Here is a 14,558-nt window from a genome sequence, read left to right on the forward strand (position 1 = left end):
TTGCTGGCAACACCTTCGGCCTTCTGGCGTAAGCGATGGGTGTTGGACGAAGGCCAATCCGATATTAGATAGTCCATAAGCCCGACCGGAATCGCGGAGACCTTAGCCATGGCCGAAATCCTTGCCATCAAGCCTGTCGCTGTCGAGGGGCCGGTCACGACCAGGCTGGACAAGGGCGTGCTGCGCCTAACGCTCGCCAATCCGCCAGCCAACGCTTTGTCGCTCGCGGTGATGGCGGCGCTGACGGCCGAACTCGACCGCGCCAAGGCCGACAAGGCGGTTCGTGTCATCATCCTGTCGGCGGCCGGAAAGGTGTTCTGCGCCGGCCATGATCTCAAGGAAATGACGGCGCGCCGCGCCGATGCCGATCGCGGCAAGGCTTTCTTCGAAGAGACATTCGCCGCTTGCGCCCAACTGATGCAGGCTATCGTGCGCCATCCCGTGCCGGTCATCGCCGAAGTCGACGGCCTGGCGACCGCCGCCGGCCTGCAGCTTGTCGCCAGTTGCGACCTGGCGATCGCCTCGAATGAGGCGACCTTCTGCACACCGGGCGTCAATATCGGCCTGTTCTGCTCGACGCCTATGGTGGCTCTGTCGCGCAACGTCTCGCGCAAGCAGGCGATGGAGATGCTGTTGACCGGCGAGACGATCGACGCGGCAACCGCCAAGGAATTCGGCCTGGTCAACCGTGTCGTGCCGCGCGAATACCTGAATCAGATCGTCAGTAAATACGCGCAAACCATTGCTTCCAAATCATCTTTGGTGGTCAAGACCGGCAAGGAGGCCTTTTACGCGCAGGCCGAAATGGGCCTGGCGGACGCCTATGCCTATACCGGCCGCGTCATGGTCGAGAACATGCTGGCGCGCGACGCGGAAGAAGGCATCGGCGCCTTCATCGGCAAGCGCAAGCCGGAATGGACGGACGAGTAGCCGTGGAGCCGCGCATCTCCATCGTCACGATTGCAACGGATGACCTCGACCGCGCCGTGCGCTTCTACGAAACCATGGGGCTGAAACGGCATGCCGGCATCACCGACGGTGTCGCCTTCTTCCAGATGGGTGGCGTCATTCTCGGCCTGTTCCCGCGCGCCAGCGCCGAGGCGGATTCCGGCATCGCATTCGCCAAGGCGCCGTCCGCCGTCTACCTCGCCTACAACACCCGCTCCGACGTCGAAGTCGACGAGTTGCTCGCCACGGCGGAAAAGGCCGGCGGCCGCATCGTCAAGCCGGCAGGCCGCGCCTTCTGGGGTGGCTGGTACGGCTATTTCGCCGATGCGGACGGGCATGTCTGGGAAGTCGCACACAATCCGGCCTTTCCGATCGCGGCGGACGGCACGATTTCGCTGCCTGCTTGATGGCCTACCGCAAACAGCTGACGCGGCTCAAGGCGCCATACCTCAAGCGTGTCCTGCTCGATAAACAGCGAGTGTCCGACTGGGACAAGTACCCCTGGAACCTGCCGCTGTTTCGCGGCCGCGAATTCGAACTCGAATTCACCACGCCGATCACCATCATCGTCGGCGAGAACGGCACAGGCAAATCGACGCTGCTGGAAGCGATTGGTGCTTTGGCCGGCTATGACGAGGCCGGCGGCGGCAAGGGGTACAGGCCTGTTGACCATTCCGGTGCCATCGACAAGAGCGGCGCGGCATTGGCAGACACTTTGCGCGGCCACTGGCTGCCGAAGGTAACCGCCGGCTGGTTCTTTCGCGCCGAATCCTTCTATTCGGTGCCCGGTACCTCGACCAGGCGGCGCTGGAAGATCCGTCCAAGCCGCCGCCGCCGGATTTCCTGTCCTGGTCGCATGGCGAGGGTTTTATCCGTTTCTTCGAGGAACGCTGCCGCAGGCAAGGCATCTACATTCTCGACGAGCCGGAGAGCGCGCTTTCGCCGTCGCGCCAGATCGAACTGCTGAAAATGCTGCGGCGCATGGACCAGTCCGGCACCGCGCAGGTGATCATGGCGACGCACTCGCCATTGTTGATGGCCTGTCCCGGCGCGCGGCTGTTCCGCATCAGCCGGTTCGGGCTCGAGCCCGCCGACTTTCGTGATACGGACCACTTCCGCCTGTTGCGCGATTTCAGCAACGACCCGGATGGTTTTCTCGCCGAGGCGTTGTATGAGGACGAGGCATGAATCACGATAGCTACGACAACACCTACATCGCCGGCATCCTCAATTCGGTGAAGACCATCGCTATGGTCGGCGCGTCGGCCAATGACGTCAGGCCGAGCTATTTCGTGCTGAAATACCTGCTGGCCAAGGGCTTTTCGGTGTTTCCGGTCAATCCTGGCCAGGCCGGAAAGGAAATTCTCGGCCGGACGACCTATGCCAGGCTGGCCGATATTCCGGAGCCGATCGATATGGTCGACATCTTCCGCGCCGCGACCGCGGTGCCGGGCATCGTAGACGAGGTATTGCGGCTCGATCCCTTGCCGAAAGTCGTCTGGATGCAGCTCGGTGTGCGCCATGACGAGGCTGCCACGCGCGCCGAATCCGCCGGCATCAAGGTGGTGATGAACCGCTGTCCGAAGATCGAATACGGCAAGCTCTCCGGCGAGATCGGCTGGACCGGCGTCAATTCCGGGGTGCTGTCGTCCAAGAAGCCGCTGATGCGCCAGGGCTTCCAGAGTTTCGGCGTGCGCCAGAAATAGGCCGCGGGCGAGAAGCGCAAAATTATTCCGGCTGGCGCCGTATTTTCCTGCAGCTTGGTCGAAGGTCCCACGCCGAAGGGTATTTTCTTCTTTGCATTCCGAGCCGGGCTTCGCCAAGAATGCCCAGCGAATTCTGAGAAGTTCTTGAGGGAGGTTTTAAGTGACCCGTATGCCCGGTTTCAACACGCTCGCCGTCCATGCCGGCGCCAAGCCCGATCCGGCCACCGGCGCGCGCGCCACGCCGATCTACCAGACGACCTCCTTCGTCTTCGATGATGCCGACCACGCCGCGTCCCTGTTCGGCCTGAAGGCGTTTGGCAACATCTATACCCGTATCATGAACCCGACGCAGGCCGTGCTTGAAGAGCGCGTTGCGGCACTCGAGGGTGGCACTGCTGCCCTTGCAGTCGCATCCGGCCACGCCGCGCAGGTCATCGTGTTCCACAATCTGATGCAGCCGGGCGACAATTTCGTCGCCGCAACAAGGCTCTATGGCGGTTCGATCAACCAGTTCGGCCATGCCTTCAAGAATTACGGCTGGGAAGTCCGTTGGGCCGACACCAACGACATCTCGACCTTCGAAAGCCAGATCGACGACAGGACCAAGGCGATCTTCATCGAGAGCCTGGCCAATCCGGGCGGCACTTTCGTCGACATCGAGAAGATCGGCGACATCGCCCGCAGGCACGGTCTACCGCTGATCGTCGACAACACGCTGGCCTCGCCCTATCTGATCCGTCCGATCGAGCACGGCGCCGATATCGTCGTGCATTCGCTGACCAAGTTCATCGGCGGCCATGGCAATTCGATCGGCGGCGTCATTGTCGATGGTGGCACCTTCGACTGGTCGAAGTCGGGCAAATATCCGATGCTGTCGGAACCGCGCCCCGAATATGGCGGCCTCGTCCTGCACGAAACTTTCGGCAATTTCGCCTTCGCTATCGCCGCGCGCGTGCTTGGCCTGCGCGACCTCGGCCCGGCGATCTCGCCCTTCAACGCCTTCCTTATCCTGACCGGCCTGGAAACCTTGCCGCTGCGCATGCAGCGTCATTGCGACAATGCGGTCACGGTTGCCGGCTGGCTGTCCAACCACCCCAAGGTCGCCTGGGTGAATTATCCCGGCCTGCCCAGCGACAAGAACAATGCGCTGCAGAAGAAATACTCGCCGCTCGGCGCAGGCGCCGTGTTCACCTTCGGCCTCAAGGGCGGCTACGAGGCTGGGGTCAAATTCGTCGAGGCGCTGGAACTGTTCTCGCACCTGGCCAATGTCGGCGACACCAAGTCGCTGGTCATCCATCCGGCGTCGACCACGCACCGCCAGCTTTCCGACGAGCAGAAGGTCAAGGCCGGCGCCGGCCCGGACACCGTGCGGCTTTCGATCGGCATCGAGGATGTCACTGATATCGTCGCCGACCTCGAACAGGCACTCGCCAAGGTCTGATTGCTGATGGCCGCTTTCCTTTCCGTCGACACCAAGAGCGTCGAACCCGAATCCGGCGCGCCCGCGCCGGATCGCCTGATCTCGGGCGATCCAAAATTCCGCACCTGGAACGTCGAGGAGCGGGACGGCGGCCTCTATGCGGGCATCTGGGAAGCGACTCCCGGCAAATGGCGCATCGTCTATGACGAATGGGAATTCTGTCACATCCTGTCCGGCGTTTCGGTGATCGCGGAAGACGGTGGGCAAGCGCGCACCGTCAAGTCGGGTGACAGTTTCGTGTTGAGGCCGGGCTTCAAGGGCAGCTGGGAAGTGCTTGAAACCACCCGCAAGGAGTATGTGATCAAGCTGTGATCACTTCGCCGGAAACTGGCTTAGGCAGGCTTCCGACGCTTTGTCATGCGCCGTCAGCAGATCGGCGTCCTGGACTTCGATATCGGCGTGGGCGAGTGCTGTGGTCCCCAGCCAGGCGCACAGCTACGCCAATGCGAACGCCGTCGCCGGTCTCCAAAACAGTCTCGCCCGCGATCGTTCAGAAGCCGACGGCGAGCGTTTCCAGCCCATGGAAGTGGTAAGTGTCGCGGAAGCGCGGGGTTTCGGCAAGATGCAACCGCGGGTGCCGCTCGAACAAAGTCCTCAACGACACCTGCAGTTCGAGCCGGGCCAGCGGCGCGCCGATGCAGAAATGGATGCCGGCGCCGAAGGACACGTTCTTCTGGTCGCTCCGATCCGGCCAGAAGGCCTGCGGTTCGGCAAAAGCGTGCGGATCATGATTGGCCATGCCGAGCAAAAGCCCGATGGTCTGGCCCGGCTGCACGATGATGCCGGGTGCAATCTCGATTTCCTGGTAGGCGTAGCGCGTGAACATATGCAGCGGCGCGTCGAAGCGCAGGCATTCCTCGACGGTTGCGGCGGTCGCTTCCGCCGAGGTGAAGAAGCGGCTGGGATCGCCGCCTTGCGCCAGGATCGAGCGCACCGCGTTGCCGGTCTGATGCACGGTCGCTTCATGGCCGGCATTGAGCAGCAGGATTGCCGAGGACACCATTTCGTCCTCGGACAGCCTCTGGCCGTCCTCCTGTGCCGAAATCAGCAGCGACAGGAGGTCGTCGCCGGGATTGTTGCGCCGCTCGGTGACGTAGCCGCGCAGGAAATCGGCAAATTCACCCGCGGCGCGGTTGGCCGTCTCCTCGGTCTCGCGCGTGCGGCCATGAATGTACATGGCGACCATTTCATGGGACCAGTCGAGAAGTTGCGGGCCCATCTTGACCGGCACGCCGAGCATTTCGGCGATGATGGTGATCGGCAGGGGAGAAGCGAAGGCAGGCAAAAGGTCGACCGGTCCGGCCGGGTCAAAGCGGTTGATCAGCTCGTTGGCGAGCGCCTCGACCCGTGGCCGCAGCCGCTCGACCTGGCGCGAGACGAAGGCCCGGTTGACCAAGGTTCTCAGACGCGTGTGCACGGGCGGTTCCAATTCGAGCATGGAGTTGGCTTCAATGCCGTCGAACGCCTTGAGATGGCTGCGGTCCTGGCCGACACCCCGGCTGTCGGGAATGCCGGCCGGGTTCTGGCGGCCGAAGCGGCGGTCGCGCAGCAGCCGGTTGACATCGTCGAAGCCGCCAAAGCACCAGAAGCCGAATTCCTCCCAGAAAAAGGCGTTCGAGACGCCGTGCAGGACGGCGTAAGCCACATACGGGTTCAGGAAGAAAGCCGGCTCGTGCGGGTCGAGACGCAGCCGGCGAGTGGCTGGATCGAAGGCAAGATAGGGGAGTGTCGAATTGGTCATGCCAGACCCATAGCGCGGCTTGCCAGCCGCATTCCAGACCGTATGTTGGCGCCCGCACTCCAATGAATTGAGCCAGCCAATGCGCGCGGAAGGTCTGAGCGGATGAACGTGATCGTTGTCGGCGCGGGGATTGCCGGTCTCTCCACGGCATGGTCGCTGGTCAAGGCCGGCCACAGCGTGTCGATCGTCGAGCAGGGGCCGATCCCCAACCCGCTGGCCGCGTCCGGCGACCATCACCGCATCATCCGTCGCGCCTACCGCACCGGAACCGGCTACGGGCGGCTGATCACCGAAGCCTATGAGGCCTGGGACGAGATGTGGGCCGATCTCGGCGAAAGCCACCTCGATGCGCGCGGATTCGTCTGCATTTCGCGCGAACCGGGCGACGAGGCCGAGGAAAACCGCGAGGGCCTGGAGGAGGGGAATTTTCCGTTCGAACTGTTCGAACCCGACGCCGCGGTCAAGCGCTGGCCTTTCCTCGAGCCGGGCACGTTCCGCTATGCCTATTATTCGCCGGAGGGCGGCGCGCTCCACTGCCGCAAGATCGCTTCCGGCCTTGCCGCCTGGCTGCGTACCAACGGCGCCAATGTCTACGAACACAGCAAGGTGACCGCGATCGACTCCGACACTGGCCGCATCGTGCTCGAAAGCGGCGAAGCCATGCAGGCCGACCGCGTCGTCGTCGCCGCTGGCGCCTGGGTGCTGAAGCTGCTTCCGGAACTGGGCGGCGAACTGAAGACCTATCGAACAGCCCTTGCCTATGTCGAACCGCCGGCCGAGCTGAAGGCGGCCTGGGAGGCGGCACCGGTCGTCCTCGACGTCGGCGGCGCTGTCGATGGCTACGTCATTCCGCCCTCCGGCGGTGCCGGCATGAAATTCGGCTCAGGTCTGCACAAGGTGCCGACGAGCGACGCCGACTGGAACCGTCAGCCTGTGCCGGGCGAGGGCGAGGCGATCCGCAACCTGTTTTCGCCGCCGATCGCCCGCATCCAGGAATATGAGGTGACCGAGGTGGTCACCTGCGCCTACACCTTCACCGCCGATGAGAAATTCATGGCGCATGCGAAGGGCAAGTGCCTTGTTGTCTCGGCCTGCTCTGGCCATGGCTACAAGTTCGGTGCCGCGGTCGGCAGGCGCGTAGCCGTCGCCGTTGGCGATGGCGACATCGCCGGCCTGAAGGCGTGGCTTCGGGCGGAGGTGGCCTGAACCGCACCAGATCGAAGACTCGCGGCGGCTTAGCGATTGAGCGCGTCGGCGGCGGCCATGACTTCGGACACAATCGCCCGCACATCATCTGGGGTCGTTCTGTGATTGACGAAACACGCCCGCAGCGCGAAGTGACCGTTGATCGTCGCGTTCGACAGATACACCCGGCCGCGCGCGATCACGCGGCGCAGGATGGCTTCGTTGTCCTTCGAGCGGTGGCGGAAACAGACGGCGCTTAGCGATACCGGCGCAAGCTGTTCCAGCTCCGGCTGCGACGCGATTGCCTGGGCGAGCATCTGCGCATGGCGGAGATCGCGCGTGATGGCTTCGCGATAGGCGCGGCGTCCGTGGTACTGCAGCGACATCCAGAGCTTCAACGCACGGAAGCGTCGAGAGAGTTCGATCGACTCCTCGAAGAAGGCAAATGCTTCGGTAGGGTCATCGCTCAGTATCCTGACGTAGTCGTCGCTGTGCGAAAAGGTCGTTCGCGCGATCTCTGGGTGGCGATAAAGCAGACAGCCGCAATCGAGTGGCTGATAGAGCCATTTATGCGCATCGAGCGACAGCGAATCGGCTGAAGACAACCCCTGGAACTTTTCCGGCACCGCCAGGGCCGCCAGTCCTCCATAGGCACCATCGACATGCATCCAGAGCGCTTCCCTGCCGGCGATGTCCGCAATTTCGGGGAGGCGATCAATCGCGCCGGAGATGATGGTGCCGACGGTGGCCACGATGGCGATGGGCATGTTCCCGGCCTCGCGGTCGGCAACAATTGCTGCCTGGAGAGCATCCGGTCGCATTCTGAATTTGTCGTCGACAGGGATCAGGCGAAGGTTTTTTCTGCCGATGCCGAGCAGAGCGACGGCCTTGGGAATGGACATGTGCACTTGTTCGGAAGCATAGACCACGCAGGGCCGTGCACCTGTTTCGTTGGCGGGCAACTTCGCTTCCCTCGCCATCGCCAAGGCCATGAGGTTGGCCGTCGAGCCGCCGCCGCACAGGCTGCCGGTAAATCCGGCGCAGCCAACAGCCTCCGCCAGCCATCCGACAACGGCGCGTTCGATCGATGTCGCCGCCGGCGCCGATCGCCACGAGGTCACATTCTGATTGAGCGCCGCAGCGAGCAACTCTCCCAGCGCGCCGACCGGCTCGCCCGAGCCGACGACGTAACCGAAGAATCTGCCTGTGGAAGGTCGCACGTGCTCCGTGATCGACTTGAAGTCCTGCAAGACTTCTCGACCTCGACCGTTCTCGAGCCAAGGTCGCGAGAAGAGTTCGGTCGTGTGTTTGCCGCTGGTCAACGGGTACGTCCGACGCCCCTCAAGAGACGCCCAATAGCTTTTGGCGAGCCCCATGGCTTCGTCCGCAAGATCTGATAGTTCTTGATTGGAAACTTCCAGGTCGCGCATGTTCTCAGCCCCGCCGAAATGCTGCCGGGGCGCAGGCTATCGTTCCGGTCGAAATCCAACAACCTCTCATCATTAGGAACTATTTGGTGGCCGTGATCGGCGTGAAGGCAGCTAATCCTGGCAGTGCCTCGGAATATGCACGCGCCGCCAGCCCGACGACCCTTCGCGGACCAGCACGCGCCGCGCGACGGTCTGGTAGGAGGCAGGGACGTCGATGACGCGCCTTTGCTCCGGCTGCACCAGGACTTCCTCGGCGATCCTGTCATATTGCGCCGGGATGACGACCCGCCGCGTACGTTCAGGCTGGATCACCACCGTCTCGGCGACGCGCCCGTAGCGCGCCTTGTGCCAGACCTTGCACAGCACCTTGCGGCCATGGATGACGCGCCATTCCCAGGAATAGCCGCCGTCGTCGACCCTCACCGTGTGGTAGACGGTGCGGGTGACGGCGGGCACGATTTCGTAGGTCACCTGCGCCGGAACGGTCATCACCACGCGTTCGCGTGTGCCGTAGATGGGCGGGGTGTAGTCGACCTGCTGGCCCGGCGGGCTGACCATCGCGTCTTCATAGACGGTGTCGTAGAGGTCAGGCGTGCGGACCGGTTCGTAGCATTCCACCGCGCGGCCGCCGGCCGCCGTCTGCGAAGTCGTGCCGAGCATGGCCAGCCCGGCAATGGCGAAGGATGCGCTTCTCCTGAACATGACACTCCCCCTGTTTGAACCGCAGGCACAAGTTCAACGTTGAATTGTAGGGAAAGACGCCGCTCAGAAAAGCGGTTTTGGCGCATTTCGTTAAGTGACGCGGTTAAGAAACTGCTACGTTGCGGGCCGGTACCGTCTGCCCTTGACCGGCGCAAGCGTCAGCGATGCGAATCCTTGGCCGTAAAGCTTGATTCGACTTACCCAGATGGCTAGGACGGGTCGGCCTTGCACAAGGATGAGCCGGCATCCTATCTACGGAACAACGATCCAGAACCGATTCTGCCCGATCTGCCAGCATTCCCGGCGCCGGAATCCCACCGCGAGATAAGAGATAACTGATGAAAAACCCCGTCGAAACCTACATGAACCTCGTTCCGATGGTGGTCGAACAGACCAATCGCGGCGAGCGGGCCTACGACATCTTCTCGCGCCTCCTCAAGGAGCGCATCATTTTCATCACCGGTCCGGTCGAGGACGGCATGGCGACGCTGGTCTGCGCGCAGCTCCTGTTCCTCGAAGCCGAAAATCCGAAGAAGGAAATCAACCTCTACATCAATTCGCCGGGTGGCGTGGTCACTTCGGGCATGGCGATCTACGACACCATGCAGTTCATCAAGCCGGCCGTGTCGACGCTCTGCATCGGCCAGGCGGCCTCGATGGGCTCGCTGCTTTTGACCGCCGGCCATAAGGACATGCGCTTCGCCACGCCGAACGCCCGCATCATGGTTCACCAGCCGTCCGGCGGCTTCCAGGGCCAGGCCTCCGACATCGAGCGCCATGCCATGGATATCGTCAAGCTGAAGCGCCGTCTCAACGAGGTCTATGTCAAGCACACCGGCAAGAGCTACGAGGAGATCGAACGCACGCTCGACCGCGACCATTTCATGACCGCCGACGAAGCCAAGGATTTCGGCCTCATCGACAAGGTCATTTCGTCGCGCGAGCCGGTTGAAAGCGCCGTGGCATAAGGGCTTGGTGGCAGTTGGATGACACCATCACGCGCTTTTGGCGCGTCTTGCGGCATTTCGGCCACAATTGGCTGTTCCCTCGACGGTCGGGATTGCCTACGTTAAGGCTATGTTGATTTTCGACGGCTTAGCTTTGTGTGGGGTTGCTGCGAATCATTGCCACGTTTTCTGATTTGTGTTTCGTACGGAATACGTTGCGGGAGCCGGGACACTGGCGGCGGCGGATTCCCGCGATAAATAGAGTATGCGCCCTTTCAGCCAGACCATCGGCGGGCGGCGATGAAAGGACAGGAAAATGAGCAAGGTCGGCAACAACAGCGGTGACTCGAAGAACACGCTTTATTGCTCGTTTTGCGGCAAAAGCCAGCATGAGGTGCGCAAGCTGATCGCCGGCCCGACGGTCTTCATCTGCGACGAATGCGTCGAGCTCTGCATGGACATCATCCGCGAGGAGAACAAGACCTCGATGGTGAAGTCGCGCGAGGGCGTGCCGACACCGCAGGAGATCCTCAAGGTTCTCGACGACTATGTCATCGGCCAGCCCTACGCCAAGCGCGTGCTGTCGGTGGCCGTCCACAACCACTACAAGCGCCTCGCGCATGCCGGCAAGAACAACGATGTCGAGCTGGCCAAATCCAACATCCTGCTGATCGGCCCGACCGGTTGCGGCAAGACGCTGCTCGCGCAGACGCTGGCCCGCATCATCGACGTGCCCTTCACCATGGCCGACGCCACGACGCTGACCGAAGCCGGTTATGTCGGCGAGGACGTCGAGAACATCATCCTGAAGCTCCTGCAGTCGGCCGACTACAATGTCGAGCGGGCCCAGCGCGGCATCGTCTACATCGACGAGATCGACAAGATTTCGCGCAAGTCCGACAATCCCTCGATAACCCGCGACGTGTCGGGCGAGGGCGTGCAGCAGGCGCTGCTGAAGATCATGGAAGGCACCGTCGCTTCCGTGCCGCCGCAGGGCGGCCGCAAGCATCCGCAGCAGGAATTCCTGCAGGTCGACACCGCCAACATCCTGTTCATCTGCGGTGGCGCCTTTGCCGGCCTGGACAAGATCATCTCGGATCGCGGCCGCAAGACCTCGATCGGTTTCGGCGCCACGGTCGCCTCGCCGGAGGACCGCCGCACCGGTGACATCTTCCGCCAGGTCGAGCCCGAGGATCTGCTGAAGTTCGGCCTCATTCCGGAATTCGTCGGCCGTCTGCCCGTTCTGGCGACGCTGGAGGACCTCGACGAGCCGGCGCTGATCCAGATCCTGACCGAGCCGAAGAACGCGCTGGTCAAGCAGTACCAGCGGCTGTTCGAGATGGAAAATGTCGACCTGACCTTCCACGAGAACGCGCTGTCGGCGATCGCCAAGCGCGCTATCGAGCGCAAGACCGGCGCGCGCGGCCTGCGTTCGATCATGGAAGCCATCCTGCTCGACACCATGTTCGAACTGCCGGCGCTCGAAGGCGTGCGCGAAGTGGTGATTTCGGAAGAAGTGGTGACCGGCAGCGCCCGGCCGCTCTACATCTACTCCGAACAGAAGGAAAAGAAGGGCAACGTCAGCGCCTGACATGGCACGTCGCTGCATATTTTTGTGGAACGGCGCCGTCGCGGCGCCGTTTTGCTGTGTAGGGCACGCGACCTCAGTGATGGAGTGGATAGCAGGCGATGTTAACTCTTGATCTTTGGCCTGCCTGCATCCACCTAACACGAGAAGGCCGAGGTGCCCGATTTCTGTGCTGTAAAACTCCCGTCACAAACGGTGGTAGGCGGAACGATCCCCGGTCGTTAATATAAGATTCGCGGTTGGCCTGATGGCGACCGCGACATGAAAGGTTGGACAATGGCCAAAATATCCAAGGCTCCCAGCGACGGCGTCTTCGCAGTACTCCCACTGCGCGACATCGTGGTGTTCCCGCACATGATCGTTCCGCTCTTTGTCGGGCGCGAAAAGTCGATCAAGGCGCTGGAAGAGGTGATGGGTCAGGAAAAGCAGATCCTGCTTGCCACCCAGATGAATGCTGCCGATGACGATCCCGAGCCCGATGCGATCTTCGACATCGGCACGCTCGCCAATGTGCTGCAATTGCTGAAGCTGCCCGACGGCACCGTCAAGGTCCTGGTCGAAGGTGCTTCGCGTGCCAAGATCGTTTCGTTCACCGACCGCCCCGATTTCCACGAGGCCCGCGCCACCGCGTTGGTCGAGCCGGAAGAGGAGGAGGTCGAGGTTGAGGCGCTGGCCCGCTCGGTCGTCACTGACTTCGAGAACTACGTCAAGCTGAACAAGAAGATCTCGCCTGAAGTGGTGGGTGCCGCCAGCCAGATCGACGACTATTCCAAGCTCGCCGATACGGTTGCCTCGCATCTCGCCATCAAGATCCCTGAAAAGCAGGAAATGCTGGCCACGCTCTCGGTCAAGGAGCGGCTGGAAAAGGCGATGGGCTTCATGGAAGCCGAAATCTCCGTCCTGCAGGTGGAGAAGCGCATCCGTTCGCGCGTCAAGCGCCAGATGGAGAAGACGCAGCGCGAATACTACCTCAACGAGCAGATGAAGGCGATCCAGAAGGAGCTCGGCGAGGGCGAGGACGGCCGCGACGAGGCCGCCGAGATCGAGGCGCGCATCAAGAAGACCAAGCTCTCCAAGGAGGCCCGCGAAAAAGCGGAAGCCGAGTTGAAGAAGCTGCGGACGATGTCGCCGATGTCGGCGGAATCGACCGTCGTGCGCAACTACCTCGATTGGCTGCTGTCGATCCCGTGGGGCAAGAACTCCAAGGTCAAGCAGGACCTGGCCTACGCCCAGAACGTGCTCGACACCGATCACTTCGGTCTCGACAAGGTCAAGGACCGCATCGTCGAGTATCTGGCCGTGCAGAGCCGCCAGAAGAAGCTGAAGGGGCCGATCCTGTGCCTCGTCGGCCCTCCCGGCGTCGGCAAGACCTCGCTCGGCAAGTCGATCGCCAAGGCGACCGGTCGCGAGTTCATCCGCATGGCGCTCGGCGGCGTGCGTGACGAAGCCGAGATCCGTGGCCATCGGCGCACCTATATCGGTTCGATGCCCGGCAAGGTCATCCAGTCGATGAAGAAGGCGAAGAAGTCCAACCCGCTCTTCCTGCTCGACGAGATCGACAAGATGGGCCAGGACTTCCGTGGTGATCCGTCGTCGGCGCTGCTCGAGGTGCTCGATCCCGAACAGAACTCGACGTTCATGGACCATTACCTCGAGGTCGAATACGACCTGTCGAGCGTGATGTTCGTGACGACGGCCAATACGCTGAACATCCCTGCGCCCTTGATGGACCGCATGGAGATCATCCGTATCGCCGGCTACACCGAGGACGAAAAGATCGAGATCGCCAAGCGGCACCTGATGCCGAAGGTGATCCGCGATCACGCGCTGCAGCCGAAGGAGTTCTCTGTCGGCGAGGATGCGATCCGTGCCATCATCCAGACCTACACGCGTGAAGCGGGTGTCAGAAGCCTGGAGCGCGAGCTGATGAAGCTCGGGCGCAAGGCCGTGACCGAGATCCTGAAGACGAAGAAGAAGACGGTGAGCATCACGGCGGCGAACCTCGCCGACTACCTCGGTGTCCAGCGCTATCGCTTCGGTCAGGTCGAGGCCGACGATCAGGTCGGTGTCGTCACCGGTCTTGCCTGGACGGAAGTCGGCGGCGAATTGCTGACGGTCGAAGGTGTCATGATGCCCGGCAAGGGCCGCATGACGGTGACCGGCAATCTGCGCGACGTGATGAAGGAATCGATCTCGGCGGCGGCGTCCTATGTCCGCTCAAGAGCTCTCGATTTCGGCATCGAGCCGCCGCTGTTCGACAAGCGCGACATCCACGTGCACTTGCCGGAAGGCGCCACGCCGAAGGATGGTCCGTCCGCGGGTGCTGCCATGGCCACAGCCATTGTGTCGGTGCTGACGGGCATTCCGGTCCGGGCCGATGTGGCGATGACCGGCGAGATAACGCTTCGCGGCCGCATCTTGCCGATCGGCGGCCTCAAGGAGAAGCTGCTCGCCGCTCTGCGCGGCGGCATCAAGAAGGTGCTGATCCCGGAAGACAATGCCAAGGATCTGGCGGAGATTCCGGACAATGTGAAGAACGGCATGGAGATCATTCCGGTCTCGCGCGTCGGCGAGGTGTTGCGCCACGCACTGGTGCGTATGCCGGAGCCGATCGAATGGGTCGAACCGGTCAATCCGCCGGCCACGACCGACAGTGCCGACGATGCTGGAAAGTCGCTTGCACATTAGATTCCTTCTAAGGTTGCAGTGCACAAACGGAAAGCCGGGCCTCGTGCCCGGCTTTTTCATGTGAAAAACCCCGGATTTCCGGGCTTTTTTCCATTTTTTCCAGGCTTTTCGACTTGGTTGCGGCAACGCTTCTTTCTAAAGTC

General features: G+C 62.3%; 12 protein-coding genes and 1 pseudogene. 10 read left to right on the forward strand and 3 right to left on the reverse strand.

Going from position 1 to position 14,558, the window contains the following annotated elements; translation table 11 throughout:
- Positions 1-108 precede the first annotated feature (108 nt).
- The 6 genes and pseudogenes from CK227_RS11060 (at position 109) to CK227_RS11085 (ending at position 4,446) form a co-directional block, all read left to right on the forward strand.
- Positions 109-930, forward strand: coding sequence for an enoyl-CoA hydratase (locus tag CK227_RS11060; protein ID WP_095770406.1), 822 nt, complete (start codon positions 109-111; stop codon positions 928-930).
- A 2-nt stretch (positions 931-932) separates the two neighbouring features.
- Complete coding sequence (locus tag CK227_RS11065; protein ID WP_095770405.1) at positions 933-1,355, forward strand: VOC family protein; 423 nt, start codon at positions 933-935, stop codon at positions 1,353-1,355.
- A pseudogene (locus tag CK227_RS11070) lies at positions 1,355-2,136 on the forward strand (AAA family ATPase). Before CK227_RS11065 ends, CK227_RS11070 begins: the two are co-directional and overlap by 1 nt.
- A complete protein-coding gene (locus CK227_RS11075; RefSeq protein WP_095770404.1) occupies positions 2,133-2,654 on the forward strand; it encodes a CoA-binding protein in 522 nt (173 codons plus the stop codon). The pseudogene CK227_RS11070 and the gene CK227_RS11075 overlap by 4 nt, the downstream one beginning before the upstream one ends.
- Before the next feature lie 160 nt (positions 2,655-2,814).
- Positions 2,815-4,095 carry an O-acetylhomoserine aminocarboxypropyltransferase gene (locus tag CK227_RS11080; RefSeq protein ID WP_095770403.1) on the forward strand — a complete coding sequence of 427 codons (1,281 nt, stop codon included), beginning with the start codon at positions 2,815-2,817 and terminating at the stop codon, positions 4,093-4,095.
- A 6-nt stretch (positions 4,096-4,101) separates the two neighbouring features.
- Complete coding sequence (locus tag CK227_RS11085) at positions 4,102-4,446, forward strand: cupin domain-containing protein (protein ID WP_179296311.1); 345 nt, start codon at positions 4,102-4,104, stop codon at positions 4,444-4,446.
- Between the two features lie 178 nt (positions 4,447-4,624).
- Here the strand turns inward: CK227_RS11085 and CK227_RS11090 are convergent, their stop codons facing one another.
- On the reverse strand, positions 4,625-5,875 hold the full coding sequence (locus CK227_RS11090) for a cytochrome P450 (protein ID WP_095770401.1): 1,251 nt from the start codon (positions 5,873-5,875) through the stop codon (positions 4,625-4,627).
- A gap of 102 nt (positions 5,876-5,977) precedes the next feature.
- Here CK227_RS11090 and CK227_RS11095 point away from each other — a divergent pair, with 102 nt between their 5' ends.
- Positions 5,978-7,081: an FAD-dependent oxidoreductase gene (locus tag CK227_RS11095; protein WP_095770400.1), complete on the forward strand. Its 1,104-nt coding sequence runs from the start codon at positions 5,978-5,980 to the stop codon at positions 7,079-7,081.
- 29 nt (positions 7,082-7,110) lie between these two features.
- Here the strand turns inward: CK227_RS11095 and CK227_RS11100 are convergent, their stop codons facing one another.
- Together CK227_RS11100 and CK227_RS11105 are read right to left on the reverse strand one after the other, a co-directional pair.
- On the reverse strand, positions 7,111-8,490 hold the full coding sequence (locus CK227_RS11100) for a pyridoxal-dependent decarboxylase (RefSeq protein WP_095770399.1): 1,380 nt from the start codon (positions 8,488-8,490) through the stop codon (positions 7,111-7,113).
- A gap of 111 nt (positions 8,491-8,601) precedes the next feature.
- Positions 8,602-9,192 carry a hypothetical protein gene (locus CK227_RS11105; protein WP_095770398.1) on the reverse strand — a complete coding sequence of 197 codons (591 nt, stop codon included), beginning with the start codon at positions 9,190-9,192 and terminating at the stop codon, positions 8,602-8,604.
- A 338-nt stretch (positions 9,193-9,530) separates the two neighbouring features.
- Here CK227_RS11105 and clpP point away from each other — a divergent pair, with 338 nt between their 5' ends.
- From clpP to lon, 3 genes are all read left to right on the forward strand, one after another.
- Positions 9,531-10,160 (forward strand): ATP-dependent Clp endopeptidase proteolytic subunit ClpP, encoded by a 630-nt coding sequence (gene clpP / locus CK227_RS11110; RefSeq protein WP_095770397.1) that lies wholly within the window; start codon positions 9,531-9,533, stop codon positions 10,158-10,160.
- 295 nt (positions 10,161-10,455) lie between these two features.
- Positions 10,456-11,730: an ATP-dependent Clp protease ATP-binding subunit ClpX gene (gene clpX, locus CK227_RS11115; RefSeq protein ID WP_010915651.1), complete on the forward strand. Its 1,275-nt coding sequence runs from the start codon at positions 10,456-10,458 to the stop codon at positions 11,728-11,730.
- Positions 11,731-12,003: 273 nt separating this feature from the next.
- Positions 12,004-14,415 carry an endopeptidase La gene (gene lon / locus CK227_RS11120; protein WP_027046751.1) on the forward strand — a complete coding sequence of 804 codons (2,412 nt, stop codon included), beginning with the start codon at positions 12,004-12,006 and terminating at the stop codon, positions 14,413-14,415.
- Positions 14,416-14,558: the final 143 nt, after the last annotated feature.

Origin of the sequence: Mesorhizobium sp. WSM4308 (genome assembly GCF_002294905.1) — a bacterium.
In the GTDB taxonomy this organism is placed as follows: domain Bacteria; phylum Pseudomonadota; class Alphaproteobacteria; order Rhizobiales; family Rhizobiaceae; genus Mesorhizobium.

Bases quoted from the DNA above. Each gene is read 5' to 3' on its own strand.
- CK227_RS11060 (WP_095770406.1), top strand. From the start codon at position 109: ATGGCCGAAATCCTTGCCATCAAGCCTGTCGCTGTCGAGGGGCCGGTC.
- CK227_RS11075 (WP_095770404.1), top strand. From the start codon at position 2,133: ATGAATCACGATAGCTACGACAACACCTACATCGCCGGCATCCTCAAT.
- CK227_RS11085 (WP_179296311.1), top strand. From the start codon at position 4,102: ATGGCCGCTTTCCTTTCCGTCGACACCAAGAGCGTCGAACCCGAATCC.
- CK227_RS11090 (WP_095770401.1), bottom strand. From the start codon at position 5,875: ATGACCAATTCGACACTCCCCTATCTTGCCTTCGATCCAGCCACTCGC.
- CK227_RS11095 (WP_095770400.1), top strand. From the start codon at position 5,978: ATGAACGTGATCGTTGTCGGCGCGGGGATTGCCGGTCTCTCCACGGCA.
- CK227_RS11100 (WP_095770399.1), bottom strand. From the start codon at position 8,490: ATGCGCGACCTGGAAGTTTCCAATCAAGAACTATCAGATCTTGCGGAC.
- CK227_RS11105 (WP_095770398.1), bottom strand. From the start codon at position 9,192: ATGTTCAGGAGAAGCGCATCCTTCGCCATTGCCGGGCTGGCCATGCTC.
- clpP (WP_095770397.1), top strand. From the start codon at position 9,531: ATGAAAAACCCCGTCGAAACCTACATGAACCTCGTTCCGATGGTGGTC.
- clpX (WP_010915651.1), top strand. From the start codon at position 10,456: ATGAGCAAGGTCGGCAACAACAGCGGTGACTCGAAGAACACGCTTTAT.
- lon (WP_027046751.1), top strand. From the start codon at position 12,004: ATGGCCAAAATATCCAAGGCTCCCAGCGACGGCGTCTTCGCAGTACTC.